Genomic DNA, 26,886 nt, shown 5'->3' with positions numbered 1-26,886 from the left:
GGTCAGTCTTCCAGGCCCACCAGAGAACGCGAGAAGGCCCGCGCGTCGAACGGCTGCAGATCATCGACGCCCTCGCCGACGCCGATCAGCTTGATCGGGCTGTCGGAGGCGCGGGCCACCGGCACCAGCACCCCGCCGCGCGCGGTGCCGTCCAGCTTGGTCATCACAATCCCGGACACCCCGACCTGGTTGCCGAAGATCTTTTCCTGGGCCAGGGCGTTGCGGCCGACCGTGGCGTCCAGCACCAGCAGGGTCTCGTGCGGGGCGTCGGGATCGACCTTCTTGAGCACGCGGATGATCTTCAGCAGCTCGTCCATCAGCCCCTGCTTGTTCTGCAGGCGGCCGGCGGTGTCGATCAGCACCACGTCGTGGCCTTCCAGCTTGGCGCGCTCGACGGCCTCGTAGGCCAGGGCGGCGGCGTCGGCGCCGGGCGGGCGGCTCATGAAGTCGGCCCCGGCCCGGTCGGCCCAGATCTTCAGCTGCTCGACGGCGGCGGCGCGGAAGGTGTCGCCGGCGGCGATCAGCACCTTGGCCTTGTGGTTGAGCGTCAGGTCCGAGGCGATCTTGCCCAGGGTGGTGGTCTTGCCCGAACCGTTGACGCCGATGAACAGCACCACATAGGGCTTGGGTCCCGACAGCGGGTCGAACACGCCCTCGCGGTCGGACAGCTCGGCGGCGACCAGCTCGGCCAGGGCCTCCTTGACCTCGGTCTCGGTCGACGACTTGCCGAACCGCGCCTTGCCGAAGGCGTCGGTGATGCGCGCGGCGATCTGGGGACCCAGATCCGCCTCGATCAGCATCTCCTCCAGCTGGTCCAGCTGCTCCTGGTCCAGCGGCTTCTTGGTGAAGGCGCCGGTGACCTGCTCGGTCATCGCCTGGGACGACCGGGCCAGGCCCGACGTCAGGCGCTGGAACCAGCCTTTTTTCTGCTCGGGCTTTTCGCTCATGGCGTTCCTTTAGAGCGTGGCAGCTGAAAGTGTGAGCGGTTTCAGCGCTCGCCACGCTCCAATTTTATAGAGATGGAGCCTGAGACAGGCTCTATCGGACGTGGCATGAAACGCCAATGGACGCGCTTTCGACCACCCTATTCTGGCTGGATTACGCCGCCGTCGCCGTGTTCGGCGCGACCGGCGCGCTGGCCGCCGCCCACCGCAAGCACGACATCATCACCTTCGGCTTCTTCGCGGCCATCACCGGGGTGGGCGGCGGGACGCTGCGCGACCTGCTGATCGACGCGCCGGTGTTCTGGATCCAGCGCCCCGGCTACGTCATGGTCTGTCTGCTGGCGGCCGTCGCCGTCTGGCTGCTGGGCAAGCGCGGCTGGCGGTTCCGGGCCCTGCTGTGGCTGGACGCCCTGGGCATGGCCGCCTACGCCGTGGTCGGCACGGCCAAGGCCCTGAACCTGGGCGTCCATCCGTTCACGGCGGTGATGATGGGCGTGCTGACCACCGCGTTCGGCGGGGTGATCCGCGACGTCCTGGCCGGTGAGCCGAACCTGCTGCTGCGCCGCGAGATCTACATCACCGCGGCCCTATTGGGCGCGGGGGTGTTCGCCGGACTGACCACTCTGTTCCATGTCGGCTTCTGGCCGGCCGGGATCGCCGGCTTCACGGCCGCCTTCGGCCTGCGGGCCTGCGCGCTGAAGTTCGGCTGGAGCCTGCCGGGATTCGCGGGCGGCGAGGAAGCGGATCAGGTGTCGTGATCGGGATGCTGGCGACTGACCACCGCGTCTGACGGCCCGATCGGCGGGCGCACGGGCATGTCGGCCAGGTGGTCCATCCAGGCGGGACGGCCCTCGACGGCCAGCTGCACCACCGGCTCGACCCGCGACGGGTCGTCGAAGGCGAACACCGCCAGGTCGATCTGGTCGGCGCTCCATTCGAAGGAGAGGGGCGTGCCGCAGGCGGCGCAGAAGCCCCGCCGGACGGCGTCCGAGCTCTGGAAACGCGACGGCGCGCCGCGCGTCCAGGTCAGGTCGGCGACGTTGACGGTGACCAGTGCTCCGAACGGCCCGGCGAAGGCCTTCTGGCACATGCGGCAATGGCAGATCGAGGCGCGGCCGACCTCGCCCTCGACCCGGAAACGCACCGCGCCGCATTGGCAGCCGCCGGTCAGGGCGCCAGTCGAATTGGGCGTCTCGGACATCGGAGACCTCAGTGCTTGGGGGGCGGAAACGACAAGATCGGAACCGGCGTCAGGCGGAAGGTCACTTCGTAGGCGTCGTGGTCGGACAGCACCGGACCGCCGGTGGCCGAGCCGTCGAACCGGGCCTCGACCTGGATCGGCCGGATCGCCACCTGGTCGCCCTGTTTGAAACCGATCAGGTCCTGGGTGTCCAGCCACGGCGCGTCGCCGTCGGCCGAGATCCTGGCGTCGCAGCTGTCGGGCGTCTGGAAGCAGACCTGGCTGACCACCTCGAACGGATAGCGCTGCATCACGTAGTCGTAGCGGTCGGGCGCGTGCATGACGTTGAAGTCGCCGCCGACGATCAGCGGCGCGCCGGGCGTGCGGTCGGTGCCCATGAACCGGCCCAGCTCGGCGGCCTGCAGGTGGTGGGCGATGCGGTTGCGATTGCGCGGCACGCCCGAGGCGCCCTTGGAATTGAGGTGGGTGTCGGCGATCTCGACCGGGACGGGCAGGCCGGGAACCTCGAGGCTGACCAGCATCACCCCCTTGTTGGCCAGGCAGTCCAGGCCCGCGCAATAGTGGTAGGCGTGCGACTTGACCCAGTTGATCGGGTGGTTGCTCAGCACCCACAGGCCGCTGGAGCCCCACTTGCCCCAGCCCTCGCCCTTGCGGCGGTATTTCACCCGCTTGTAGCGCGGCTTGTCCTCGCGGGTCAGCTGGCTGCCGTCGCGCTGCTTCTTGCGCGGCCCCTTGGCGACATAGGGATAGCCGCTGAGCTCGATCAGGTCGTCGACCTCGCCGCTGAAACCTTCCTGCAACAGGACGACATCGGGCTCGAGGCCCTTTTCGCGCAGGCCGGCCAGCTGGCGGCCGATGGCCCTGAGCTTGGAGCCGCGACCCGCCCGCACCGGCCAGGGCAGGCCCTCGACATTGTAGGTCATCACGCTGAGCTCGACCGGCCGCATCGGGCCGATCGGATGGAAGGCGGCGGGCGGGGTGTCCTCGGTCTGGGGCTCCCGCGGGGGCGGCGCGTCTTGCGCGAGGGCCGCTTCCCCGGTCAGCAGGATGGCGGCGAAAACGGCCGTCAGGACGCGACGATCGATCATTCCTGGACGGCGAGCTCCGCGATCACCCGCGCGCCGTCGTGACCCACCACCCGGAAGGCGGCGATCTCGCCCTGCGGGGCGACGCCCCCCAAGGCGGGATCGAAGGCGATTTCGGTGAAGTCCTCGGCCCGGGCCACGCCCTCGCGTTCGATCAGGCCCGACAGGACGCGGCCGACCTGGCGCTGGAGGTGTCGCTCGAGCCCAGCCTGGCCCGCCTCCCGCAAGCGGCGGGCTCGGTCCTTGATCACAGGGCCTTTCACCGGCGGCATCCGCGCGGCCGGCGTGCCGGGGCGGGCGCTGTAGGGGAAGACGTGCAGGAACGCCAGACCCGCCTCCTCGACCAGCTTCAAGGTGTTGGCGAAGGCTTCCTCGGTCTCGGTGGGGAAGCCGGCGATCAGATCGGCGCCGAAGGCGGTGTCGGGACGCACGCGGCGGACCTCGGACACCAGCTTCAGGGCGTCGGCCCGGCTGTGGCGGCGCTTCATGCGCTTGAGGATCAGGTCGTCGCCGGCCTGCAGGCTCAGATGCAGGTAGGGCATCAGCCGCGGCTCGGTCTCGAGCAGCTTGAACAGGTCCGGATCGATCTCGGCGGCGTCGATCGACGACAGGCGCAGGCGCGGCAGGTCGGGGACCAGCTTCAGGATCCGGGCGACCAGTTGGCCCAGGGTCGGCTGGCCGGGCAGGTCCGTGCCCCACGACGTCACGTCGACGCCGGTCAGCACCACCTCGCGATAGCCCTCGGCCGACAGGCGGCGGACCTGTTCGACGACCTCGCCGGCCGGAGCCGAGCGCGAATTGCCCCGCCCATAGGGGATGATGCAGAAGGTGCAGCGGTGATCGCAGCCGTTCTGGACCTCGACATAGGCCCGGGCGCGGTCCTTGAGGCCGGCGATCAGGTGACCGGCGGTCTCCTTGATCGACATGATGTCGTTGACCCGCACGCGGGTGGAGGTGTCGAGCAGGGCGCCCGGGGCGGCCTTCTCGGCGTTGCCCAGCACCAGGTCGACTTCCGGCATGGCGGCGAAGGCGGCGGGGTCGATCTGGGCGGCGCAGCCGGTGACGATCAGCCGGGCGTCCGGCCGCTCGCGGCGGGCCTTGCGGATCGCCTGGCGGGCCTGGCGCACGGCCTCGTTGGTCACCGCGCAGGTGTTGAACACCACCGCGTCGGCCAGGCCGTCGGCCGACGCGCGAGCCCGGATGGCCTCGGACTCATAGGCGTTCAGCCGGCAGCCGAAGGTGACCACGTCGACGCCGTCCGGACCGGACACGGTCGTCGCCGGTCCGCCCTCTTCGCCGACCGCGGGCGCGGGCTTCGGCGGCCGGGAGATCAGGGTGTAGGTCACGGCGCTTCGACGAACGCCGCGAAGGCGTCCTTCCAGTCAGGGTGCCAGCGCGACAGGGCCGGACGGTTCTCGATGAGGTCGCCCATGGCCCAGGCCATGCGCTTTTCGTCCAGCGAACGCGGCACGTCGTTGTCGGGGCACAGGATGTAGAAATCGCCGCGCGCGATGCTGTCCAGCATGAACTGGACGGTCTGCTGCGGCGTCCAGGCGGCGGCCGGCTTGTCGCGGCCGCGCCGGGTCATGCCGGTATGGACGAAGCCCGGGATCAGCAGGCGGGCGTCGACCTGGCAGTCGACCGTCTCGCGCAGGGTGTGGGCGAGCCCTTCCGTCAAGGCCTTCACCGCCGACTTCGACACGTTGTAGGCGGTGTTGCCCGGCGGCTGGGTGATCCCTTGCTTGGAGCCGGTGTTGATGATCAGGCCGGGACGGCCGCTGGCGGCCATCTCCTCGCCCATCACCTGGACGCCGTTGATCACGCCCCAAAGATTGACGTCGAGCACGCGCTTCCACGGGTCCTCGCCCGAAAAGACGTCGCCCCCGCCGCCGACCCCGGCGTTGTTCATCAGCACGTCGATCGCGCCGAACCTGTCGACGGCGGCGTCGCGCAGGGCCTGGACGGCGGCGCGGTCGGCGACGTCGGTCTCCACGGCCAGGGCCTTGTCGCCGATGGCGTCGGCCGCCTTCTTCAGGGCCCGGCCCATAATGTCGGCCAGGACCACGTTCATGCCGAGGTCCGCGAAGGCTTGCGCGGCGGCCAGGCCGATGCCGTCGGCCGCGCCGGTGATCACGGCCGTCTTGCCGGGCCCGATCGCCGGATGAATGGGGGCGGGGTGGATCGTCATGCGACCGCGAGCTCCGGCAACTTGCCGACGAACTCCATGGTCACCGGGCCGGTCATGATCACGTGGCTGTCGCTGGCCCGCCATTCGATGGTCAGGACGCCGCTCTCGAACTCGACCTTGGCGACGCGGTTGGTCAGGCCGCGACGCACGGCGGCGACCTGGGCCGCGCAGGCGCCGGTGCCGCAGGCGGCGGTCAGGCCCGCGCCGCGTTCCCAGACCTTCAGCTTGATATGGTCGCGCGCCGCGATGTGGGCGAAGCCGACATTGACGCCTTCGGGGAACAGCGGGTGATGCTCGACCAGGCTGCCCGTGCCGCGCGCGAAGTCGTCGCTGACCGGGGCGTCGACAAAGAACACCACGTGCGGATTGCCCATCGAGACGCAGCCGGGGGTGTGGACCAGCGGCGCGTCGATCGGGCCGACCTGCAGCTCGACGCCGACGGTGTCCATCTCTTCCGCCAGCGGAATCTGGTCCCAGGCCAGACCGGGCCGGCCCATGTCGACGGTCACCAGCTTGTCGCCGGCCATCTGGCCCGTCAGGCGGCCGGCCACGGTGTCGAAGGCCACGGCGGTCTTGCCCGACGACTGCATCAGCAGCCAGGCCACGCAGCGCGTGCCGTTGCCGCAGGCCCCGGTCTCCTCGCCGTCCGAATTCCAGAACCGCACATAGGCGCTGGCGCCCTCGGCGCGCGGCGGGTCGATGGCGATCACCTGGTCGCAGCCGATTCCGCCCTCGCCCCGTTTCGCGATCGCCCGGATCTCGTCCGGGGTCGGATTGAAGGGCTGGGTCAGGGTCTCGATCACGACGAAGTCGTTGCCGAGGCCGTTCATCTTGAGAAAGGTGCGGCTCATGGTGCGGGCTATATAGTGGAAAACCGCGCCGGAGTCAGAGGTCGGCCACAGCGGCGGCGTTTTGGTCGCGGCTTTTCGGGCGCCGCCCCTGGGGACATGCACTCACGGCGGAGCGCCGGCCAGGTTCGCGGGGCGTTTGAGATGAGTGCGTGTCCCCCAAGTCAGCCGTGGGCTTGCCGGAGGGGCTGGGGGCAACCGTGGGGACACGCACTCGCCCTGGCCGTCTGGACAAGATTTCACAGGCCTTGCCGTGAGAGCATGTCCCCGGCGGGGATCCAGCTGCCTCCATCCCCGCGAATTCGGCAAAGAAGTTCAACAACTTCAACGCTCTGAAAAAAAGCAGCGTCACCGACGCGCCAGTGTTCAAACCCCCCGCACAATAAACCCGTCTCCATCGCGGAGGAGGGCGCTTGGTACCGACCCGAAGCGGCGATGGAGGTGGAACCGAGCGGGGCCGCCTGGGCCTGGCGATCGGATCGCGGCGGACGGCGGGGCTCAGAAGGCTCCAAGGTCCGGCGGGGACGATGGCCGGACAGGCGGGTCGACGGGGCCGGGAGGTTCAAACCGGCCTGTTCCAGGATCTGTCGGAGTCGCTGACGGCCCCTTCCGGGCGACTTTGATCCTGCCCGTCCGAGGGGGAACGTCGACCGGGATGAAACAGGCCCTCAGTCGCCGTCCCTTGAGAAGAACGGTTCCGCGGAGCGGTCTGTCCACGCCGAAACGCAAACACAACACTCACGGTCTCCGGGCCTGGCCCGGCCGCTCCGCGCCTCCTCACCCACTCGTCGCGAAAGCCCGAGGTCGGACAGTCGTGTCCGCCGCCAACCCTCCATGAGGAGACTGTCATGCCCAAGTCCAAGCCGCCCCGTCGTCGCAAGATCCGTCGAGGCAACGAGCTTCGCGTGTTGATGCTCGAGGGCGTCCGGGCCGCGTTGGCGCTGAACGACGCCACGTTGGCCAAGATCGACGAGGTTCTCAGCCGAACGCCGTCAGGTCCCCAGAGGACCCAGTTGCTGGCGCTTCGGGCGGAGATGAAGTCGCATCGGCCCGGCCTGCTGGAAAGCCGCGCCGACGCCATGACGCCGTGGTTCTTTGAATCTTAGGTCATCGACGCGCGCGGGCCCGGCTCGAATATCGAAAGGAGACAAAGATCAACCCGCATGGGTCTCGATCCTGTATCCTGTCGTTCTATGGGCGAACCCAATGCGTCGCCGTGGGATGGTCCGTTTGACAGCCGAAAACACCGACGGCCTGCGCCTCCGAGCCCGTCTCCGCGCCCTCTACCATGGCGCCTCGCCCACCGCGGTGCGGTTCCGCTATGGCGTCATCGTCATCGATCTGGCGATCATCGCCTTCTTCGTCGCCGCGCCGCTGATGCGCCGTCACGGCCTGACCTTCTACGCGATCGACTATCTCGTGGCGGCCTTCCTCGCGCTGGACCTGGCGGCCCGGGCCATCGCCCACGGCGAGATCAAGACCTGGCTCAAGAAGCCCATCACCTGGGTCGACCTGTTCGTGCTGGCCACCCTGCTGTTCCCGGCCTGGCTGTTCAATTTCGGCTTCCTGCGGGTGGTGCGGCTGTGGACCCTGATCCACAGCGAGTTCTTCTGGCGCACGATCGGCCGGCGCTACGACGACACCCGGGTCGAGCAGATCACCCGCGCGGCCTCCACCCTGGTGACCTTCGTCTTCGTGGTCACCGGCTTCGTCTATTCCAGCTTCGCCGGGCGGCACGAAGGCATCGGCGGCTATGTCGACGCCCTCTATTTCACCGTCACCAGCCTGACCACCACCGGCTACGGCGACGTCACCCTGCCCGGCGCCTGGGGCAAGCTGCTGTCGATCGCGGTGATGCTGGGCGGAGTGTCGCTGTTCATCGGCCTGATCCAGTCGATCCTGCGGCCGCACAAGGTGACCTTCCCCTGTCCGTGCTGCGGCCTGCGCCGGCACGATCCCGACGCCGTGCACTGCAAGGCCTGCGGTCAGGTGCTGAACATCCCCAACGACGGCGACTGAGTCCTCTGGCGCGGGACATCTTTTGCGATACGGTCCGGGTCGAAGGCGCCGCTTTCCGAAGCCGCCGCCCTGTCACGACAGCCGCCGGATCCCCAGATGCGCAGACTGCTCCTCGCCCTCCTCGCCTCCACGAGCCTCATGACCACAGCCGCACAAGCCGCCGATCCCGTCCCCGCCGACACTGAAGCCCGCACGCCGCTGGCCGACCTGGGCAAGGACGATCCCTACAAGTGGATGGAGGAGATCGAGGGCGAGCGGCCGCTGGCCTGGGCCAAGGCGCAGAACACCCGCAGCCTGGCCGTGCTGCAGGGCGACAGCCGCTATGCCGGCCTGGAAAGCCAGGCCCTGGCCATCCTCAACGCCAAGGACCGCGTGCCGGGCGTGTCGTTCGCCGGCGACGGTTCGTTGCGCAACTTCTGGCAGGACGCCGAGCACGTGCGCGGCGTCTGGCGCCAGACGACGCTGGAGAGCTACCGCACCGCCGAACCCCAGTGGGAGACGATCCTCGACATCGACGCCCTGTCCAAGGCCGAGAACGCCAACTGGGTGTTCAAGGGCGCCGGCTGTCTGGCGCCTGACGACACCCGCTGCCTGGTCTCGCTGTCGAACGGCGGCAAGGACGCCATGGTCGTCCGCGAGTTCGACACCACCACCCGGACCTTCGTCGATCCCGCCAAAGGGGGCGGCTTCGTGCTGCCGGAGGGCAAGCAGAGCGTCGGCTGGCTCGACCGCGACACCCTGCTGGTCGCCCGCGAATGGGAGCCGGGCCAGGTGACCAAGTCGGGCTACGCCTATGTGGTCAAGGCCTGGAAGCGCGGAACGCCCCTGGCCTCGGCCAAGGAGGTGTTCCGGGGCACGCCGGACGACGTCTCGGCCTCGGCCTACACGCTGCTCGACGCCGACGGCAAGGTGGTGGCCACCCTGGTCAACCGCGCGGTCAGCTTCTTCGAGGCCGAGACCTATCTGCTGACCGACAAGGGCGCGGCGAAGCTGCCCCTGCCGCTGAAGAGCTCGGTGCAGGGCTATGTCGCCGGCCAGATGATCATGACCCTGGAGCAGGACTGGCCCGAACGCGGCTTCAAGACCGGCGACCTGATCAGCTTCGACCTGGCCGCCTTCAAGGCCGATCCGGCCAAGGCCGCCGCGACCCTGGTTCTGCGCCCGACCGCCAAGCAGTCGGTGGAAACGGTCACCACCACCCGCGACAGGCTGGTGGTCGGCCTGCTGGACAATGTCACCGGCGGGGCCCTGGTCTACAGGCACGGACCCGGGGGCTGGACCAGCCAGAAGCTGGCCCTGCCGACCAACTCGACGATCGGCCTGGGCTCGGCCTCGCAGAGGGACGACCGACTGTTCCTCAGCGTCACCGGCTATCTGACGCCCTCGACCTACTGGCTGGCCGACGCGGCCTCGCTGCAGCTGGAGCAGGTCAAGGCCTCGCCCGCCCGCTTCGACGCCTCCGCCCACGTGGTCGAGCAGTTCGAGGCGACCAGCACCGATGGGACCAGGATCCCCTATTTCGTGGTGCGGCCCAGGGGCGTGAAGTACGACGGGACGGCCCCGACCCTGCTCTACGCCTATGGCGGCTTCCAGGCCTCGATGACCCCGGCCTATTCGGGGGTCATGGGCAAGCTGTGGCTGGAGCGCGGCGGGACCTATGTGGTGGCCAACATCCGCGGCGGCGGCGAGTTCGGCCCGGCCTGGCACAACGCCGGCCTCAGGGAGAACCGCCAGAAGGTCTATGACGACTTCTTCGCCGTCTCCCAGGACCTGATCACCCGCAAGATCACCTCGCCGCGCCGCCTGGGGATCATGGGCGGCAGCAACGGCGGCCTGCTGATGGGCGTGGCCCTGACCCAAAGGCCCGAGCTCTACAACGCCGTCGTCGTGCAGGTGCCGCTGTTCGACATGATCCGCTACACCCAGATCGGGGCCGGCGCCTCGTGGGTGGGCGAATACGGCGACCCGGCCATCCCGTCCGAACGGGCGGTGATCGCCAAATACGACCCCTATTCCAACCTCAAGGCGGGCCAGAACTATCCCGAGGTGTTCATCGAGACCTCGACCAAGGACGACCGCGTCCATCCGGCCCACGCCCGCAAGGCGGCGGCGCGGCTGGAGGAACTGGGCTATCCGGTGCTGTATTACGAGAACATCGACGGCGGCCACGCGGCCAGCGCCAACCTGGCCGAGACCGCCCGCCGCCAGGCGCTGGAATACATCTATCTGTCGAAGAAGCTGATGGACTGACCGGGGGCCCGGAGAACCCTGTCTTCCGGGCCGTAAACCCTAGTTCAATCTCTGCCCGTCATGATGGCGTCGATTGTCCGGCCGCTCTTCCGGCCGAGCCGGATCGAGGTTGCCTTGAAGATCGACGTCTTCCCCGCCCTGGAGCTGCCCGCGGAGGTCCACGCGGCCTGGTCGGCCGTCCAGGCCGGCGAGACGCGCCTCGACAGCCCGTTCCTGTCGCCGCTGTGGGCCCAGGCGGTCGCCCGCGCCCAGGGGCCGGCCGGCGGCGTGCGAATCGCGGTCCAGCGCGACCCGGCCGGCGACCCGGCGGCGTTCCTGGCCGTGCGCAAGCGCGGCTCGACCGCCATGCCGGTTGGCGCGCCGATGAGCGACTACCAGGCCCTGGTGACCCGCGACGGCTTCCAGGCCGACCCGCGCGCCATGCTCCAGGCCCTGGGCGTTTCGCGCTACGATTTCTGCCACATGCTGGCCGAGGATCCGGCCTTCCAGGGCCACGCCCGCGGCCGGGACGTGTCCTGGGTGGTCGAGGTCGCCGACGGCTACGCCGCCTATGAGGCCGAGCGCAAGGCGGCCGGGATCGGCGCGCTGAAGGACATCGACAAGAAGCGCCGCAAGGTCGAGCGCGAGGTCGGGCCCGCCCGCTTCACGGCCCTGTCGGCGTCCCGCGCCGACTACGAACAGCTGATCGCCTGGAAACGCGCCCAGCTGGCCGCCACCGGCCAGACCGACCTGTTCAAGACCGCCTGGGTCATGCGGCTGATGGACGAGCTGCTGGAGACCCGCGACCCGGCGTTCGGCGGCGGGCTCTACACCCTGCACCTGGGCGACGACCTGGCGGCCGTGCATTTCCACCTGCGGGGCGGCGCCACGATCCATGGCTGGCTGATCGCCCACGACCCGAGGTTCGAGCGCTACTCGCCGGGCCTGCTGCTGTTCCAGGACATCCTCAGGAGCCTGGACGCCGGACCCTACAGGCGCCTCGATCTTGGGGCCGGCGACTATCGCTTCAAGCGCGAGCTGTCGAACCGGCAGCAGGGCGTGATGTTCGGGTTCCTGGGCGCGCCGTCGGTCTCGACCCTGGCCCGCACCGCGGTCTACGGCCTGCGCGAGGTCGCCGAGGCCCTGCCGCTGGGGCCGGTCTCGGCCCTGCCGGGCAAGGCGATGCGGCGGATCGACGTCCTGCGCGGGCTGCGCTGAGTCAGACGGTTCGACCTTAAGAGGCGCGCGCGATCAACGCGATCACGCAGCTCCAGAGCATGAGATTGACGGCGGAAATAAACAGAAGCCAGCCCAGACGACCCTGACGGCCGTCGTGCCGCCCGCGATACGCATCCCCGCGAACCACATGACCCATGGTTTCCTCCAAAGCTCTCTGGTGGAGCTTGAATCGGATGAAACTCCCGTTCCCGAGTAGGCGCAAGCAAGTTTGATCGACTGTCCCACGACAATCCCGAAAATGTGACGATACTCCAGCTGGGCCGTGACGGGCATGACCCGGAGCCGGTCGGCTCTAGGGCGAAACGCCGTTGATCCGCAGGGCCGGCGGATCGATGCGGCCGGCCTCCCAGGCGCGCGTCCAGGCCAGGCATTTGACCGGTTCCCGGAAGGCGAAGCGCAGCAGGTGATCGGCGACGACGTCCTCCAGTCGGGCCAGGCCCTCCAGGTCGGCGGCCTCGATCGTGACGTCGAGACCCTCCAGATCGGCCATCATGCTGCAGGTCCCGAGCGGCAGTGGGATCAGGGCCGAGATGTCGTCGTACGACACCTCGAACCTGTGGCCCCAGTGCTTGGCCAGCTGAGTCATGTAGCGCGCGGCCTTGTCGGTGGTCAGGCGGGCATGGCTCTGCATGAGGCTAGACCCCTTCGATGGCGGCGGCCGCGTCGTCCATGACCTTGGCGATCGCCGAGACCTGTTCGGGCGTGAGCGAGCCGGAGGTCAGCTTCAGGCGCAGGGCGGTCTTGAGGTTCTCGCGGGCCCGCATGATCTGAGGCGAGAAGGCCGCGCTCTGGGCGGCGGCTTCGGCCATGCGGGTGAACAGGCCGTGGACCGGCTGGCTGTTGCTTTCCAGGAAGGCCCGGCCCTCGTCGGTGATCGTGTAGAGCTTCTTGCCGCCGCCGGCGTCGGCCGCGGTGACGTAGCCCAGCTCTTCCAGCAGGGTCAGGGTCGGATAGATCACGCCCGGACTGGGGGTGTAGGCGCCGCCGGCGGCGGTCTCGACGGCCTTGATCAGCTCGTAGCCGTGGCTGGGCTTGTCGGCGATCAGCTTCAGCACGACCAGACGCAGATCGCCGTGATCGAAGAACCGGCCCATGCGGCCGCCGCGGCGATGATGGCCCTCGTGGCCGTGGAAGCCGAACGGGTGGCGGCCGAAGGGCGCGCCGTGATGACCGCCGTGGCGGCCGTGGTGGGGATGACGTCCAAACATGTAGGTTTTAGATCCTGTTTCGTTATATCGAAAATACAGATATATCGGATTGGCGGAACGTCAAGAGTGTTTTTCGATATATCTAAAACCGACCTAAAAGAAAGGCGCGCGCCGCATCGACGCGCGCCTTCTTCGAACCCGCCCTAGGCGCCCGGCGGAACCGGGAAGCCGCGGTTGCGCATCAGCGCCCCTATCTTCACGTCGCGGCCGCGGAAGCGGCGGAAGGCCTCGCCCGCGTCGATCGTATTGCCCACGCTCATGATGTCGTCGTGCAGGCGCTTGGCCACGGCCTTGTCATAGAAGCCGCCGGGCGCCTCCTCGAAGGCCTCCGCGGCGTCGGCGGTCAGGGTGTCGGCCCAGATGTAGTCGTAGTAGCCGGCCGAATAGCCGTCGCCCGAGAAGATGTGCCCGAACTGGGTGGGCCGATGGCGCATGACGATCTCGGACGGCAGGCCGATCTCGGCCATGGCCGATTTCTCGAAGGCCGCCGGGTCGATGGCCTGGCCCTTGGCGGCCAGGTGGATCTTCATGTCGTAGATCGCCGAGGCCAGGTATTCGACCGTCGAGAAGCCCTGGTTGAAGGTCTTGGCCTTCTCGATCTTGGCCACCAGCTCGTCGGGGATCGGCTTGCCGGTCTGGTAGTGGACGGCGAACTGGCTCAGCACCGGCTTGGTCGGCAGCCAGTGCTCGTTCAGCTGGCTGGGGAACTCGACGAAGTCACGGGCCACATTGGTGCCGGCCAGGCCGGGATAGTTCACGTCCGAGTTCAGGCCGTGGAGGGCGTGGCCGAACTCGTGGAACATAGTGACGGCGTCGTCCCACGAGATCAGCACCGGCTCGCCGGGCTTGCCCTTCACGAAGTTGCAGTTGTTGGAGACGATCGGGGTGACCACGCCCTTGAACTTCTCCTGGGTGCGGTACTCGCTCATCCAGGCGCCCGACTGCTTGCCGGCCCGGGCATAGGGATCGAAGTACCACAGGCCCACGCGCTGCCCGCCCCTGGTCACCTCCCAGACGCGCACGTCCGGATGGCAGACCGGCACGTCGGCGATCTGGGTGAAGGTGAAGCCGTAGAGCTGGCCCGCCGCCCAGTGGATGGCCTCGCGCAGCTTCTCCAGCTGCAGGTAGGGTTTGACCACGTTCTGGTCGAGGTCGTAGCGCGCCTTGCGCACCTTCTCGGCGTAGTGGCGGTAGTCCCAGGGGGCGATCTTGAAGGTCGCGCCTTCCGCGTCGGCCACCTTCTGCATGTCGGCCACTTCCTCGTGGACCCGGGCCACGGCCGGCTTCCAGACCTGCATCATCAGGTCCATGGCCGCGTCCGGGGTCTTGGACATCTGGTCGGCCGTGATCCAGTGGGCGTAGGTTTCGAAGCCCAGCAGCTGGGCCTTCTCGGCCCGCAGCTTGAGGATCTCGGTGATCACCGCCTTGTTGTCGCGGGCGTCGTTGTTGTCGCCGCGCGACACCCACATCCGCCAGCCCTTCTCGCGCAGGTCGCGGCGGTCGGAATAGACCAGGAACGGCTCCATCGACGAGCGGGTGTTGGTGATCAGCCACTTGCCCTTCAGGCCCTTTTCCTCGGCGGCGGCGGCCGCCCCGGCCTTCACCGAGTCCGGCAGGCCCGTCAGGTCGGCCTCGGCCAGCTCCAGGGTGTAGCTCTCCTCGTCGGCCAGCTCGTTCTGGCTGAACCTGGTGTAGAGGCTGGCCAGGGCCTGGTTGATCTGGCCCAGACGAGCCTTCTTGGCGGCGTCCAGCGCCGCGCCCTGACGGGCGAAATAGTTGTAGACCACCCAGGCCAGGCGCTTCTGCTCGGGCGTCAGGTTCGAGGTTTCGCGGGCGTCGTAGACGGCCTTGATGCGAGCGAACAGCTGCTCGTTCTGGACGATCTCGTCGCCGAACGCCGCCAGCTTCGGCGTGGTCTCGGCCTCGACCTTCTGCATGGCCGCGTCGTTCATCGTCGAGGTGAACACCCCGAACAACGCGCCCACCCGGTTCATGGCGCGACCGGAATCCTGGTAGGCCGCCATCACGCCCTCGAAGGTCGGAGCCGAGCGCTTGGCGGTCAGGGCGAACAGTTCCCGGCGCTGCTCGGCCATGGCCGTCTCGAACGCCGAGGCGAACAGCTCGGGCTTGACCTTGTCCAGCGGCGGCAGGCCGCCGTGCGGACCCGTCCAGGAGGCCAGAAGGGGATTGGGTGAAGCGGCGGCGGGGGTGGCGGCTTTGGCGATCATGGGCATCAGGGCGGTCGCGCTGGCGGCGGCGAGGAAGGAACGACGCTTCACGGGCGGGTCTCCGGAAAAAGGGAGCTGAACCCTAGAGCGCCGCGCGGCTGGTCGTTAAGCGCTTTCGCGCGGAATTCGTGCCGCCAGCCATGAATTCGACGACAGAAACGCTCGCACGGCGCATTCGGCCGGGGCCGGTTCGTGCGCGACAGGCGCCTGCACGGGATCTGCGTCAGAATCTCAAGCCGGCCGCGTGGACGACCGGGCGGCGGCGGGGTAAGCCAAACGCATGTCCATCGGCGTCTTCGACTCCGGCGTGGGCGGCCTCACGGTCCACCGCGCCCTCGTGAACCGTCTGCCCCAGGCGGACTTCATCTATCTCGCCGACCAGGCCAACGCCCCCTATGGCGGCCGGCCGGGCGAGGAGATCGTCGACCTGACCCGGGCCGGCTGCGAGCGCCTGTTCGACGCCGGCGCCAGCCTGGTGGTCCTGGCCTGCAACACCGCCTCGGCCATCGCGCTGCGTCGCCTGCAGCAGACCTGGCTGCCGGGTTATCGCAGGCAGCTGGGCCGGCCGATCAACGTGCTGGGCATCATCGTGCCGACCATCGAGGCGGCCACCGGCCTGCCCTGGGAGCACGAGGCCGAGCGGCGCGGCGACAAGGTCGAGCAGCTCGATGTCCTCGGCGTCTTCTCGACGCAGGGCACGACCAATTCGCGCGTCTACGAGATCGAGATCGACAAGCGCAAGCAGGACATCGCGGTGTTCTCGCAGGCCTGCCCGGACCTGGTGCCGATGATCGAGGCCGACGCCGGGGCCGTGGACCTGGCCAAGGCCGTCGAGGGTTATGTCCAGGCGCTGAAGACCCGCATCGGCCGCTATCCCGACCGGGCGGTGCTGGGCTGCACCCACTACGAGATCATCGCCGACATCTTCCGCGCCGCCCTGCCGGCCGGCACGCCGGTCATCCACCAGCCGGCCTCGACCGCCGACGCCCTGGAGCTTTATCTGCAGCGCCATCCGGAGCTCGACCCCGGGACCGGCGGCTCGCGCCAGTTCCTGACCACCGGCGCGCCGGGCCCCCAGAACGGCCTGGTGGAGAGCTTCTGGGGCGGCCCGCTGCGGTTCGAGGCGGCTTAGGGCGGCTAGCTTCAAGCGGCTTGGAGGCGACTACTTGCCCCCTACGGGTCGCTTCGCGACCGTCTTCCCCCACAGGGGGAAGAGGACGCTCTGCGTCGGAGCCTCCGCCCCCTATGGGGGCGGACAGACCGCGTAGCGGTCAGGTGGGGGCAAGCGTGGACTTGACGCGAGCGTGGCCTGCATCACCCTTCTCCCTACCGGAGGGCCTCACCCCATGAAACACCTGCTGATCGCCGTCGCGCTCGCCCTCACCGCCACCACGGCCCATGCCGAGGTCGTCGACGCCCAGCCGGGCGGCTTCGAGGTCAAGCGCACGGCGGTGCTGAACGCCCCGGCCGACAGGGTCTACGCCGCCCTCGCCCAGCCCTCGCAATGGTGGAGCAAGGACCACACCTGGTCGGGCTCCTCGGCCGGCCTGTCCCTGGCCCCGATGGCCGGCGGCTGTTTCTGCGAGAAGCTGCCGAACGGCGGCTCGGTGATGCACATGACCGTGGTCTACGCCCAGCCCGGTCGGGGCCTGCGGCTGTTCGGCGCCCTGGGGCCGCTGCAGATGTCCGGCGCCGCCGGCCACCTGGGTTGGACCCTGTCGGAGACGGACGGCAAGACCACCCTGACCCAGACCTACGACGTCGGCGGCTACATGAAGGGCGGGCTCGACAAGATCGCCCCGGCTGTTGATCAGGTCCTGAGCGAGCAGTTCGACCGCCTGACGGCCTATGTCGAAACGGGCAAGGCGCCGTAGGGGCGATCGATCTTCAAGCCAAGTGCATGGTCCTCGTCCTTCGACAAAGCTCAGGATGAGGACCATTGTGCGGGCCGTGCGATAGAAAACCTCATCCTGAGCTTGTCGAAGGACGAGGTTTTCGCTTTCGAAGCCGAACCTCGATCAGCCCTAGCGAACGCCGTAATCCCGGGCGCAAGGCCCGGGATGCTTGGAACTACTTCTCCCAGCTGGCCTTCTGGCTCATCAGCCAGGAGAAGTCCGCCGTCAGCTGGCCTGACTGGTTCCCCTTGCCGGTCTTGGGATCGTACGACGTCCAGACCCCAGCCGACGAATGGCAGCCCATGCAGCTTTCCGTCTGGAAGGTCAGGGTGTTGATCCCCGGCGTCACCGGCTTGCCTTGGTTGTTGAGCACCGAGTTCCAGACCGGCGGCTGGGCGGAGCCCGAGGCGGGACAGTCCTGGCCGTTGGGCAGCTCCTCGCCGTTGCACGCCACCTGGTTGCCCTTCTGGAAGTAGGTTTCCATGGTGACGTTGGTCAGGAACACCGGGGTGGGATTGCCGCCCGGCTTGTTGACGATCGCGTTGGGCAGCCCGCCGTTCCACGGGGCGGGCGGCGCCGTCGGATCGGTCGGCCATTGGGTGTCGATCAGCTGATAGTACTGCCAGACCGAGCCCTGGGCCTTCAGGGCCGCCTGGGCCTGACGGTTCAGGGCGACCTTGTCGCCCGGGATGGGGATGCCGCGCCAGGCCTGGGTCGGGATGCGCGGATAGACGCCCTTGACCTTCTGCGGCAGTTGGTCGACCGCGCAGATCGGGCAGTTGGGATCGACGAACGACGGGTTCAGCTTGGGATGGGCGACCGCGTCGACATCCAGGTTGTCGACCTGCTCGAAGGTGGACCAGATCCACTGCGGCGAGGTCGTGCTCTTATGGCCGATGTGCATGCCGACCAGGCCGACCGTCACCTTGCGCTCCAGCTGCTTGCCGTCCGGTCCCTGATCGATGACCACGGCCGGGCTGGTGTAGAAGCGGCTGAAGTCGTCCTTGCCGGACTTGAGGATCCGCCAAGCGAACTTCAGTTCGAACGAACCGCTCCAGTCCTTGCCCGGCGCGCCCACCGGCATGGCCACCTTGCCGCCGGCCTTGGCGAACGCGACCTGGCCATTGATGTTGTAGAGGCTGTTGTCGCAGAGATAGCCGACCTCGTTGGGGTCGATCATGATCTCGTAATAAACGAACTCGCCGTTCTGATCGATCATCGGGCCCGAGAAGGCCTGCTGGATGTCGTCCAGGTCGCCGAGATTGGCCGCGTTCAGTTCGCCCACCGCCGACAGCACGCCCAGGAACCGGGTCGCGCGCGGGTCGGCGTTGGCGGTGGCCTGGGCCGAGAACGGCGCCAGCCCCTTGCTGACCGGCTTGGCCAGGTCGCCTCGGAACAGCGTCAAGGTCCGGGCCTTGGGCGACACGCGGCAGGCGGCCGGCCGCTCTCCGTCGGTCTGGAAGATCGCGCTGGAATTATGCCACAGCGTCCAGTGCGGCTGGCCGAACCGGGTGTCGGTCAGCTTGGGCGCGGCCTGGCCCTGGCTGTTGGTCGGCCAGTTCAGCGCCAGGAACATCTGCCAGGAATAGAGGTCGAACTCGCGCTGGACCTCGGAAAACTTCTGGGCCTTCTCCAGCTGGGTCTTCAGCGTGATGTCGACGTCGCCCGGCAGCTGGGGCGTCAGCTTGGGGGCGAAATTGGGGAAGGCGGCCAGATAGGCCGGCTTGGCCGGCGGCGCGGCGTTGATCGCCTTGGCCGCGAACAGCCCGCCGCCGCCCGCCAGACACACCAGGGTCGCGGCCAGCGTCCGCCAGCCGATCTTCCGCGCTGTTTTCGAGATTTTCATCACGCCCTCCGCCGAGTTTCGACCAGGGTCCGCGCAAGGCTGCGCCATGCGCCGTGGGCCCGAGCTTCGCCACAGGCTGATCACTCGTAGGGAGAGTCGTCAATATATAAACGCTATAGTAGATGAGCCCGGTCCTGCACGGGGATCGAAAATCCGGACGAAGAACCAGCCGCACCCGGGATTCGCCCCATGGCGGATCGCGGTCGCGCGTCGAAAGATCGCCCCGAGATTTCGATCCGGCGAGAGGTCCAGGATGGATAGCGGACGACAGGCCGACCCCAAGGCGTTCGCGCGATGACCGGCGGCTTCGCCACCTGGCTGGAGACCACGCCCGCCTGGCTGATCGGCCTGATCCTGCTGGCGGCCATGTTCGCGGCCTCGCTGCTCGGCGAATGGCTGAGCCGGCGCACGGGCAAGACCAAGGGCGAAGGCGGGGACGACGGCGGGAAGGAAGGCTACATCGTCTCGGCCACCCTGGGGCTGCTGGCCCTGCTGATGGGCTTCACCTTTTCGCTGGCCGTCGACCGTTTCGAGTCGCGGCGGATGCTGGTGCTCGAAGAAGCCAACGCCATCGGCACCACCTATCTGCGCACCCAGATGCTGGAGCCGGTCGATCGGGCCCGGATCAGCCGGATGCTCGTCGACTACACCGACAATCGGATCACCCTGGCCAAGGCGCCGCCCGACCAGGTCCCGACGCTGCTGGCCAGGAACGACCAGATGCTGACCGACCTGTGGACCGCGACCCTGGCCGCCTGGCCCTCGATCAAGGGCCTGGATTTCTCCAGCTCGTACCTGGACACCATGAACACCATGATCGACCTGGACTCCGCGCGGAAGGCCGCCCGGCTGGCCCGGGTGCCCAGCACGGTGTTCTTCGTGTTGTTCGTCTATGTGGTCACCTCGGCCGGCGTGCTGGGCTATGCCGGCGCGAACAAGGAAGGGCGCGGCGCGACCGCTTTCCTGTTCCTGCTGCTGACGATCTCGCTGCTGCTGACGCTGGACATCGACCGGCCCAGGACCGGCCGGGTCACGGAAAGCCAGGCGCCCATGGAGCGGCTGAGGGCCACCATGGCGACCCAGCCGCCGGAAGTGTTCGACAGGATGTCGGCCCCGAAGGCCGCGCCGACCCCCGCCGCTCCGCCCAAGGGCGCAACGACGGGGCCGGGTCGATAGGCCTTAGCCGGCGGCCTGGACGTCGTCGCTGGTGGCGCCCAGCAGGGCCATCTGCAGGCGCGAGCGGTCGCGGCGGGCCGATTCCAGGGCGCCTTCGGCCAGGGCGGCCTCCGAGCGGATCCGTTCGATCTCGGTCTGCATCTCGGTGACCTTTTCGTCGTGAGCGCGGCGGGTCTCGTCTTCCGAGGCCTGCAGGGCCTCGAAGCGGGTGCGCAGCTGGGCGGCGCGTTCCTCGGCGCGCTTGAGCGCCTTCTCGTGGGCCACGACCGTCTTGGCCAGCTGGTCGGCGCGCTCGATCGCCGCGGCGCGGGCGGTGTCGACGCCGGCATGTCGGCCGCGCAGGTCCTCGACCTCGTCCTCGAGGTTGCGGACCCGTTCCAGGGCGCGCTCCAGGGCGACGTTGAGATCGCCGGCCCGGCGCTCGACGGCCTGCTGCTGGGCGCTGCTTTCGTTGAGGCGGGCCGAGATCTGGGCGTTCATCTCTTCCAGCTTGTCGGCGCGGCCGGTGGCGGTCTCCAGGCGGGTCTGCAGGGCCAGCACCTCGGCGCGGCCGGACTCGACCTGGGCTTCGAGGCCGCGGATCGTGCGGGCGCTGTCGGCCTGGACGGTGGTCAGGGCGTTGTCGGCGGCCAGGACGCGGGCGCGCTCGGTGGCGATCTGGGCTTCCAGCTCGGTCTCGACGCGCGACAGGCGGGCGATGTCGGCGCCGGCCTGCTCCAGGCGCTTCTTCAGGGTGCCCAGCTCCTCGACCTGCAGGGCCGATTGCTGCTTGGCGGCGGCCAGGGCGGCCTCGGACTCGCCGCGACGGGCGTCGATGTCCTGGGTCTGGAAGCGCAGGGTCTCGACGTCCTGGGTCAGGTGCTCGGCGCGGGCGGTGGCGTCGCGCAGCGCGGCCTCCAGGCCGCCGACCTTGAGCTCGGACTGCTGCAGGCCGTTGCGCAGGCGGTCGATCTCCAGGGCGCCGTCCTCGAGGGCGACGTCCAGGGACTGGCGCCGGGCGTCGGATTCGGTCAGGGCGGCGTCGGCGGTCGCCAGCTTGGCGGACAGCTCGCGTTCCTCGGCCTGGGCGGCGGCCAGCTGGCGCGAAGCCTGTTCGAAATTGGCGCGCAGGGAGATCAGCTCGGCGTGCTCGGCGCGACGGGCCTCGAACTCCTCGGCGACCGGGCCGCGGATTTCGGAGAGCAGGGGCTCGATGGCCCGCAGGTGCTCGACCACGCGGCTGATGCTGTCCAGCCCGCCGTGGATGGTCTCATAGCGGACGCCGATGGCCTGGGTGGCCTCGACCAGGCGGTCGCTGTCCGCTTCGAGACGATCGTTCTCGGCGGCCAGCATCACGGGTTTGACGCCGCCTTTGGTGTTGCGATCGCCCTTCGACAGCAGCCTCATCTTGCCCACCCTTTACGATTCCCGGGACGACGCCCATCGCGCCGATTCGGTCGTGCCGACCCGCAGAATCATTTTGCCCATTCGTTAACAAGATAGCCCGGCCCCGAGATTGCTGTCGAGGTCAAGATCGCGCATTCGGCGAGAGGCGCATTGACGCATCGCCAGAAACACGAAAGCCGCCGCGACGGCCCGGAAAGGGCGGCCCCGGCGGCTCCATGGCGATTCGTTCCGCCCCCGGGCCCGCCCGGAGGCTTCAAGCCTGGAACGTCAGGCGGCCTCCTGCTCGGCGGGAACGTCCGGCTCCAGGCGGATCATGTAGTCGAAGGCCGACAGAGCCGCCTTCGAACCCTCGCCCATGGCGATGATGATCTGCTTGTAGGGCGTGGTCGTGGCGTCGCCGGCGGCGAACACGCCGGGCAGCGAGGTCTCGCCGCGATGGTCGACCTCGATCTCGCCGCGCGGGGAGAGCGCCACGCCCGCATCCTTCAGCCATTCGGTGTTGGGCACCAGGCCGATCTGCACGAACACGCCTTCCAGGTCGACCTGGTGGACCTGGTCGTGGTTGCGGTCCTTGTAGGTCAGGCCGGTGACCTTGTTTCCGTCGCCCAGGACCTGGGTGGTCAGGGCCGAGGTGACGATGCGGACGTTCGGCAGGCTGGCCAGCTTGCGCTGCAGCACCGCGTCGGCGCGAAGCTGGCTGTCGAACTCGATCAGGGTCACGTGGGCCACGAGGCCGGCCAGGTCGATGGCCGCCTCGACGCCGCTGTTGCCGCCGCCGATCACCGCCACGCGCTTGCCCTTGAACAGCGGGCCGTCGCAGTGCGGGCAATAGGCCACGCCCTTGTTCTTGTACTCGGCCTCGCCGGGCACGTTGATGTTCCGCCAGCGGGCGCCGGTGGCCAGGATCACGCTGCGTGACTTCAGGCTGGCGCCGTTCTCGAGCTTGACCTCGATCAGGCCGCCCGGAGTCTGGGCGGGGACCAGGCCCACGGCCTTCTGCAGGTTCATGATGTCGACGTCGTAGTCCTTGACGTGCTGCTCGAGATTGGCGGCCAGGCGCGGACCCTCGGTGTGCGACACCGAGATGAAGTTCTCGATGGCCATGGTGTCCAGCACCTGGCCGCCGAAGCGCTCGGCCGCCACGCCGGTGCGGATGCCCTTGCGGGCGGCGTAGATCGCCGCGGCGGCGCCGGCGGGGCCCCCACCGACAACAAGAACGTCGAAGGCGTCCTTGGCCTTGATCTTCTCGGCCTCGCGGGCCGCGACGCCGGTGTCCAGCTTGGCCAGGATCTGCTCCAGGCCCATGCGGCCCTGGCCGAACGGCTGGCCGTTCAGCAGGACGGTCGGCACGGCCATGACCTGGCGTTCCTCGACTTCCTGCTGAAACAGCGCGCCGTCGATGGCGACGTGGGTGATGTTGGGGTTCAGGGCCGCCATGGTGTTGAGCGCCTGGACCACGTCCGGGCAGTTCTGGCAGCTCTGCGAGAAATAGGTCTCGAAGCGGAACTCGCCCTCCAGGGCGCGGACCTGGTCCAGGACCTCGGCGTCGAACTTCGGCGGGTGGCCGCCGACGTGCAGCAGGGCCAGCACCAGCGAGGTGAACTCGTGGCCCAGGGGCAGGCCGGCGAAGCGGACGCCAACCTTGTCCTGGGGGGCGTCCTTACTGGCGCGTTCGATGGCGAAGGACGGGGTGCGGGCATCGGCGCGACGCGACAGGCTGACCTTGTCCGAGGCGGCGACGATGTCTTCCAGCAGGTCCAGCATCTCGCGGGACTTGGGGCCGTCGTCGAGGGCGGCGACCAGCTCGATCGGCTGACGCAGATGGCCCAGATAGGCCTTCAGTTGATCCTTCAGACCGGCGTCCAGCATGACGTGCTCCTGGTTTGCCGCCCAGGGGGAGGAGGCGGCGACGTGAATTCGAAGAAGGGGTGCGTCGCCGCCCGTCCGCGGGCTGGCGGAGGGGCGGCGACGCGGGCCGGAACCTTAGATCTTGCCGACCAGGTCCAGCGACGGCTTCAGGGTGGCTTCGCCCTCTTCCCACTTGGCGGGGCAGACTTCGCCCGGGTGGGCGGCGACGTACTGGGCGGCCTTGACCTTGCGCAGCAGCTCCAGGGCGTCGCGGCCGATGCCGCCGGCGGTGATCTCGACGATCTGGATCTTGCCTTCCGGGTCGATCACGAAGGTGCCGCGATCGGCCAGGCCGGCTTCCTCGATCATCACGCCGAAGTTGCGGGTGATCGTGCCGGTCGGGTCGCCGACCATGGTGTATTCGATCTTGCGCACGGCGTCGGAGGTGTCGTGCCAGGCCTTGTGGGCGAAGTGGGTGTCGGTCGACACCGAGTAGATCTCGACGCCCAGCTTGCGGAACTCGCCGTAGTTGTCGGCCAGGTCTTCCAGTTCGGTCGGGCAGACGAACGTGAAGTCGGCCGGGTAGAAGAACACGACGGACCAATTGCCCTTCAGATCGGCTTCGCTGATCGTGATGAACTTGCCGCCCTTGAGGGCCTGGGCGGTGAAGGGTTTGATCTCGGTGTTGATCAAGGACATGAAGTTCTCCTGCAGGAATTGCAAAGGCCTTGTAGGCAACGAAAACCGATAGGGCCAATCGATTGTTTCATGCTTGTCGATAGGGTGTCTCTATGCGCGGCGATGGGTCGTTTTCGCAGGTGCAGCAAAGATATCGTCGATTGTCTTTTGATTTCCGATAGATCGCGCCTATTTACAGGTCGATGCTCCCCACCCTGCGCCAGCTGCAATATCTGAAGCTCCTGTCCGAGCACGGCTCGTTCAGCCGCGCGGCCGAGGCCTGCCACGTCACCCAGCCGACCCTGTCTGCCGGAATCCAGGAGCTGGAGAAGATCCTGGGCGCGCCGGTCGTCGATCGGGCCCGCTCGGGCGTGATCCTGACGGCCGCCGGCCAGGAGGCCGTGCGCCGGGCCGAGGCGATCCTGGCCCAGGCCGAGGACCTGGTGCAGGCCGCGCGCGGGGCGGGCCAGCCGCTGGCGGGCCGGTTCCGCCTGGGCGTGATCCCGACCGTCGCGCCCTATCTGCTGCCCCGCGCCCTGCCGGCCCTGCGCGCGCAGTTCCCCAAGCTGAAGCTCTATCTGCGCGAGGACCTGACCCATAGGCTGATCGCCGCCCTGAAGTCCGGCGCCCTGGACGCGGCCCTGATCGCCCTGCCCTACGACATGACCGGCCTGGACTGGGCCCATGTCGAGGACGACGAGCTGTTGGCCGCCGCCCCGGCCAACCACCGCATGGCGGCCTTCGAACGGGTCGATCCCGAAAGCCTGCGCGGCGACGACATGATCCTGCTCGAGGACGGCCACTGCCTGCGCGACCACGCCCTGGCCGCCTGCGGGCTGGAGCCGCCGCGCGGCGGTCCCGGCGAGGAGGAGAGCTTCGCGGCCACCTCCCTGCCCACCCTGGTGCAGATGATCGGGTCGGGGCTGGGCGTGTCGTTCCTGCCGTCGATGGCGGTCGCGGCGGGCCTGGCCGAGAACGCGCCGGTCACCATCCGGCCGCTGAACACCGACCATTCCAGCCGCGAGATCGTCGTGGCCTGGCGGGCGGGCTCCAGCCGGAGCGCCGAGGGGCGGCTGTTGGCCCAGACCCTGCGCGACCTGCCGCCCGCCGCGCTTTCGCCACGGCATTCCGATACCCATCTGCCTCACTGAACTCACGAGACGGGGACGCCCATGGTTCGAGTCCTATCGGCGCTGATCGGCGGAACGGTCCTGACGTTCGCCGCGGGCCTGGCCTGGGCCCAGACCCCGCCGCCCCAGTCCGTCGAGCTGTTCCCGCAGGATCCCGGCAGCGCCGTGGTCGAGGAGCTGCTGGTGGTCGCCCGGCCGCCCGGTCCGGCCCTGTGGCTGGTCGAGAAGGGCGGCGCCAAGCTTTATGTCGTCGGATCCGCCCCGCCGCTGCCGCATCAGCTGAAGTGGGACAGCCCGCGCCTGAACCGGGCCATGGACCAGGCCAGCCTGGTGCTGGTTCCGCCCGAGGCCTCGGTCGGGCCTCTGCAGATCACCAAGTTCTTCCTGACCGGCGGCGGCGGCGTGCGCCAACCGTTCGGCAAGAAGCTGGAGAACCGCCTGCCCCCCGACCTGCTGGCCCGGTTCGTCAGCGCCCGCGAGCGGGCGCAGCGCACCGCCGTGCCTTACAAGGACTGGAAGCCGGCCGTGGCGGGCTTCATCCTGCTGTCGGACTTCCGTCAGGCGGCCGGGCTGTCCGAGGCCAAGCCGGTCAGCACCATCGAACGCATGGCCAAGGCCAAGGGCGTCAAGGTCAAGGCGATGAGCCAGTACCGCCTAGGCCCCATTCTCGCCAGCGCCGGCAAGCTGTCGGACGAGGCCAATCTGGCCTGCCTGAACGACGCCCTGACTGAACTGGAATTCGAAGGCTCCCACCCGACCAGCATCGGGACCGACTGGGCCAACGGCGATCTGGCCAGCGTGCGGGCCCGCTATTCGGCCTCGGCGGCCCAGCGCTGCGTGATGCGCGCCCCCGGCGGCGCCGGCCTGCTGGCCCAGCAGATCGGCCAGTCGGCCGACGCCCTGAACGAGGCCCTGACCCGCCCTGGCGTGACCGTCGCCGTCGTCGACCTGGCCTTCCTGCTGCCCGCCAACGGCGTGCTCGACCGTCTCAAAACCTCGGGCGCGACCATCACCTCGCCGGCCAACTGAGCTCGCGTTCGGTCGACTTTGCGACACACATAGGTTTTGTAAGCTTCACAATACACGTTACACTTGCATACCGCTGATTTCCTCGCGAAGGTGCTCGGGTCGAAGACGCCCGATACCGACCAGCAACGGGAAATCCATGTCGCTAATCCGACAATTCATGGCATGGGCCTGCGCCCTTTCCCCGATCGGGGCCATGACTTGCGGGGCGATGCTTTATGGCGCTCCAGCGACGGCCTCGACCCCGGTCCTGGCCTGGGAGGGCGCCAGGCGTCTGGGCGTCCAGTGCCTGGTCGATCCCGATCGGCTGCCTGACCGCCGCCGGCTCCAGGCCGCGCTCTGTAACCGCGTCGTGGCCCTGGCCGCCGACAAGGCGCCGATCCCGGTCGTCCTGCTGGCGCCGGGCGACCCCGGTCTGATCGCCGCCGACACCGCCGTCCTGCTGTTCCACGCCAATGTCCAGTCGGGCGGCAAAGCCACGGGCGGTCCTTTGCTGGTCTTCAGCCTGCGCGCCTTCCGCGCCACGGCCGCGCCGTCCGAGCTGTTCGGCGCCGCGCCGCGCGCGACCGCCCTGCCCCCAGGCCTGCCTTCGGGCGGCGGCCCCACCGCGCAATTCGACGCGGCCCTGAACGCCGCGCTCGCCGAAACCCTGCCGTGGCGATCACGGCCGGCCCCCTGACCTCACACGGAACAACCTCAAGAAACGGGAAGA

General features: G+C 68.7%; 25 protein-coding genes. 11 read left to right on the top strand and 14 right to left on the bottom strand.

Features of this window, described 5'->3' with window-relative positions; translation table 11 throughout:
- Nucleotides 1–2: 2 nt before the first annotated feature.
- Nucleotides 3–947: a signal recognition particle-docking protein FtsY gene (ftsY, locus tag ASD21_RS16540; RefSeq protein WP_056443627.1), complete on the bottom strand. Its 945-nt coding sequence runs from the start codon at nucleotides 945–947 to the stop codon at nucleotides 3–5.
- A 116-nt stretch (nucleotides 948–1,063) separates the two neighbouring features.
- Between ftsY and ASD21_RS16535 the strand changes: the two genes are divergently transcribed.
- Complete coding sequence (locus tag ASD21_RS16535; protein WP_056443626.1) at nucleotides 1,064–1,702, top strand: trimeric intracellular cation channel family protein; 639 nt, start codon at nucleotides 1,064–1,066, stop codon at nucleotides 1,700–1,702.
- Here the strand turns inward: ASD21_RS16535 and ASD21_RS16530 are convergent.
- From ASD21_RS16530 to dapF, 5 genes are read right to left on the bottom strand one after another with little or no spacing between them, the layout of a single operon-like run.
- Nucleotides 1,690–2,145, bottom strand: coding sequence for a GFA family protein (locus tag ASD21_RS16530; RefSeq protein WP_056443623.1), 456 nt, complete (start codon nucleotides 2,143–2,145; stop codon nucleotides 1,690–1,692). The two genes, ASD21_RS16535 and ASD21_RS16530, sit on opposite strands and share 13 nt — an antisense overlap.
- Nucleotides 2,146–2,153: 8 nt before the next feature.
- The gene (locus ASD21_RS16525) at nucleotides 2,154–3,233 is read right to left on the bottom strand and encodes an endonuclease/exonuclease/phosphatase family protein (RefSeq protein ID WP_056443621.1); all 1,080 of its coding nucleotides are present in this window, start codon (nucleotides 3,231–3,233) and stop codon (nucleotides 2,154–2,156) included.
- Nucleotides 3,230–4,576, bottom strand: coding sequence for a tRNA (N(6)-L-threonylcarbamoyladenosine(37)-C(2))-methylthiotransferase MtaB (gene mtaB, locus ASD21_RS16520; RefSeq protein ID WP_056443619.1), 1,347 nt, complete (start codon nucleotides 4,574–4,576; stop codon nucleotides 3,230–3,232). The genes ASD21_RS16525 and mtaB overlap by 4 nt, the downstream gene beginning before the upstream one ends.
- Nucleotides 4,573–5,502 (bottom strand): SDR family NAD(P)-dependent oxidoreductase, encoded by a 930-nt coding sequence (locus ASD21_RS16515; RefSeq protein ID WP_156398408.1) that lies wholly within the window; start codon nucleotides 5,500–5,502, stop codon nucleotides 4,573–4,575. The genes mtaB and ASD21_RS16515 overlap by 4 nt, the downstream gene beginning before the upstream one ends.
- Nucleotides 5,415–6,269 (bottom strand): diaminopimelate epimerase, encoded by an 855-nt coding sequence (dapF, locus tag ASD21_RS16510; RefSeq protein WP_056443615.1) that lies wholly within the window; start codon nucleotides 6,267–6,269, stop codon nucleotides 5,415–5,417. The genes ASD21_RS16515 and dapF overlap by 88 nt, the downstream gene beginning before the upstream one ends.
- Before the next feature lie 845 nt (nucleotides 6,270–7,114).
- On the opposite strand from dapF, the gene ASD21_RS16505 reads away from it, so the two are divergent.
- The 4 genes from ASD21_RS16505 to ASD21_RS16490 all read left to right on the top strand — a co-directional run bounded on the left by ASD21_RS16505 (nucleotide 7,115) and on the right by ASD21_RS16490 (nucleotide 11,732).
- The gene (locus ASD21_RS16505; RefSeq protein ID WP_056443613.1) at nucleotides 7,115–7,372 is read left to right on the top strand and encodes a hypothetical protein; all 258 of its coding nucleotides are present in this window, start codon (nucleotides 7,115–7,117) and stop codon (nucleotides 7,370–7,372) included.
- A gap of 115 nt (nucleotides 7,373–7,487) precedes the next feature.
- Nucleotides 7,488–8,285, top strand: a complete 798-nt coding sequence (locus ASD21_RS16500; protein WP_056443609.1) for a potassium channel family protein — start codon at nucleotides 7,488–7,490, stop codon at nucleotides 8,283–8,285.
- A 96-nt stretch (nucleotides 8,286–8,381) separates the two neighbouring features.
- On the top strand, nucleotides 8,382–10,535 hold the full coding sequence (locus ASD21_RS16495) for a prolyl oligopeptidase family serine peptidase (RefSeq protein ID WP_056443606.1): 2,154 nt from the start codon (nucleotides 8,382–8,384) through the stop codon (nucleotides 10,533–10,535).
- A 114-nt stretch (nucleotides 10,536–10,649) separates the two neighbouring features.
- Nucleotides 10,650–11,732, top strand: a complete 1,083-nt coding sequence (locus tag ASD21_RS16490) for a GNAT family N-acetyltransferase (protein ID WP_056443603.1) — start codon at nucleotides 10,650–10,652, stop codon at nucleotides 11,730–11,732.
- Nucleotides 11,733–11,748: 16 nt separating this feature from the next.
- Here the strand turns inward: ASD21_RS16490 and ASD21_RS24845 are convergent, their stop codons facing one another.
- From ASD21_RS24845 to ASD21_RS16470, 4 genes are all read right to left on the bottom strand, one after another.
- Nucleotides 11,749–11,889 carry a hypothetical protein gene (locus tag ASD21_RS24845; RefSeq protein WP_235524904.1) on the bottom strand — a complete coding sequence of 47 codons (141 nt, stop codon included), beginning with the start codon at nucleotides 11,887–11,889 and terminating at the stop codon, nucleotides 11,749–11,751.
- 156 nt (nucleotides 11,890–12,045) lie between these two features.
- Nucleotides 12,046–12,384 carry a DUF2218 domain-containing protein gene (locus tag ASD21_RS16480; protein WP_056443596.1) on the bottom strand — a complete coding sequence of 113 codons (339 nt, stop codon included), beginning with the start codon at nucleotides 12,382–12,384 and terminating at the stop codon, nucleotides 12,046–12,048.
- A 4-nt stretch (nucleotides 12,385–12,388) separates the two neighbouring features.
- On the bottom strand, nucleotides 12,389–12,961 hold the full coding sequence (locus ASD21_RS16475; RefSeq protein WP_056443594.1) for a PadR family transcriptional regulator: 573 nt from the start codon (nucleotides 12,959–12,961) through the stop codon (nucleotides 12,389–12,391).
- A 143-nt stretch (nucleotides 12,962–13,104) separates the two neighbouring features.
- The gene (locus ASD21_RS16470) at nucleotides 13,105–15,240 is read right to left on the bottom strand and encodes a M3 family metallopeptidase (RefSeq protein ID WP_056443591.1); all 2,136 of its coding nucleotides are present in this window, start codon (nucleotides 15,238–15,240) and stop codon (nucleotides 13,105–13,107) included.
- A gap of 229 nt (nucleotides 15,241–15,469) precedes the next feature.
- Here ASD21_RS16470 and ASD21_RS16465 point away from each other — a divergent pair, with 229 nt between their 5' ends.
- Nucleotides 15,470–16,321 carry a glutamate racemase gene (locus ASD21_RS16465; protein WP_056443588.1) on the top strand — a complete coding sequence of 284 codons (852 nt, stop codon included), beginning with the start codon at nucleotides 15,470–15,472 and terminating at the stop codon, nucleotides 16,319–16,321.
- A 214-nt stretch (nucleotides 16,322–16,535) separates the two neighbouring features.
- The gene (locus tag ASD21_RS16460; protein ID WP_056443584.1) at nucleotides 16,536–17,063 is read left to right on the top strand and encodes an SRPBCC family protein; all 528 of its coding nucleotides are present in this window, start codon (nucleotides 16,536–16,538) and stop codon (nucleotides 17,061–17,063) included.
- 196 nt (nucleotides 17,064–17,259) lie between these two features.
- Here the strand turns inward: ASD21_RS16460 and ASD21_RS16455 are convergent, their stop codons facing one another.
- Nucleotides 17,260–18,930, bottom strand: coding sequence for a hypothetical protein (locus ASD21_RS16455; RefSeq protein ID WP_056443581.1), 1,671 nt, complete (start codon nucleotides 18,928–18,930; stop codon nucleotides 17,260–17,262).
- 294 nt (nucleotides 18,931–19,224) lie between these two features.
- Here ASD21_RS16455 and ASD21_RS16450 point away from each other — a divergent pair, with 294 nt between their 5' ends.
- The gene (locus tag ASD21_RS16450; protein ID WP_200941448.1) at nucleotides 19,225–20,106 is read left to right on the top strand and encodes a bestrophin-like domain; all 882 of its coding nucleotides are present in this window, start codon (nucleotides 19,225–19,227) and stop codon (nucleotides 20,104–20,106) included.
- A gap of 3 nt (nucleotides 20,107–20,109) precedes the next feature.
- Here ASD21_RS16450 and ASD21_RS16445 read toward each other — a convergent pair whose 3' ends face one another.
- The 3 genes from ASD21_RS16445 to ahpC form a co-directional block, all read right to left on the bottom strand.
- Complete coding sequence (locus tag ASD21_RS16445) at nucleotides 20,110–21,492, bottom strand: hypothetical protein (RefSeq protein WP_056443578.1); 1,383 nt, start codon at nucleotides 21,490–21,492, stop codon at nucleotides 20,110–20,112.
- Between the two features lie 267 nt (nucleotides 21,493–21,759).
- Nucleotides 21,760–23,361: an alkyl hydroperoxide reductase subunit F gene (gene ahpF / locus ASD21_RS16440; RefSeq protein WP_056443577.1), complete on the bottom strand. Its 1,602-nt coding sequence runs from the start codon at nucleotides 23,359–23,361 to the stop codon at nucleotides 21,760–21,762.
- 114 nt (nucleotides 23,362–23,475) lie between these two features.
- On the bottom strand, nucleotides 23,476–24,039 hold the full coding sequence (ahpC, locus tag ASD21_RS16435; protein WP_056444167.1) for an alkyl hydroperoxide reductase subunit C: 564 nt from the start codon (nucleotides 24,037–24,039) through the stop codon (nucleotides 23,476–23,478).
- 182 nt (nucleotides 24,040–24,221) lie between these two features.
- Here ahpC and ASD21_RS16430 point away from each other — a divergent pair, with 182 nt between their 5' ends.
- The 3 genes from ASD21_RS16430 to ASD21_RS16420 all read left to right on the top strand — a co-directional run bounded on the left by ASD21_RS16430 (nucleotide 24,222) and on the right by ASD21_RS16420 (nucleotide 26,853).
- On the top strand, nucleotides 24,222–25,169 hold the full coding sequence (locus ASD21_RS16430) for a hydrogen peroxide-inducible genes activator (protein ID WP_056443574.1): 948 nt from the start codon (nucleotides 24,222–24,224) through the stop codon (nucleotides 25,167–25,169).
- Nucleotides 25,170–25,190: 21 nt separating this feature from the next.
- Nucleotides 25,191–26,177 carry a TraB/GumN family protein gene (locus ASD21_RS16425; RefSeq protein ID WP_056443570.1) on the top strand — a complete coding sequence of 329 codons (987 nt, stop codon included), beginning with the start codon at nucleotides 25,191–25,193 and terminating at the stop codon, nucleotides 26,175–26,177.
- Nucleotides 26,178–26,385: 208 nt separating this feature from the next.
- Entirely contained in the window at nucleotides 26,386–26,853 is a 468-nt protein-coding gene (locus tag ASD21_RS16420; RefSeq protein ID WP_056443567.1) for a hypothetical protein, read from the top strand.
- Nucleotides 26,854–26,886 lie beyond the last annotated feature (33 nt).

It is taken from the genome of Caulobacter sp. Root1455 (assembly GCF_001426905.1).
In the GTDB taxonomy this organism is placed as follows: domain Bacteria; phylum Pseudomonadota; class Alphaproteobacteria; order Caulobacterales; family Caulobacteraceae; genus Caulobacter.
This window is presented reverse-complemented; position numbering and strand designations above follow the sequence as displayed.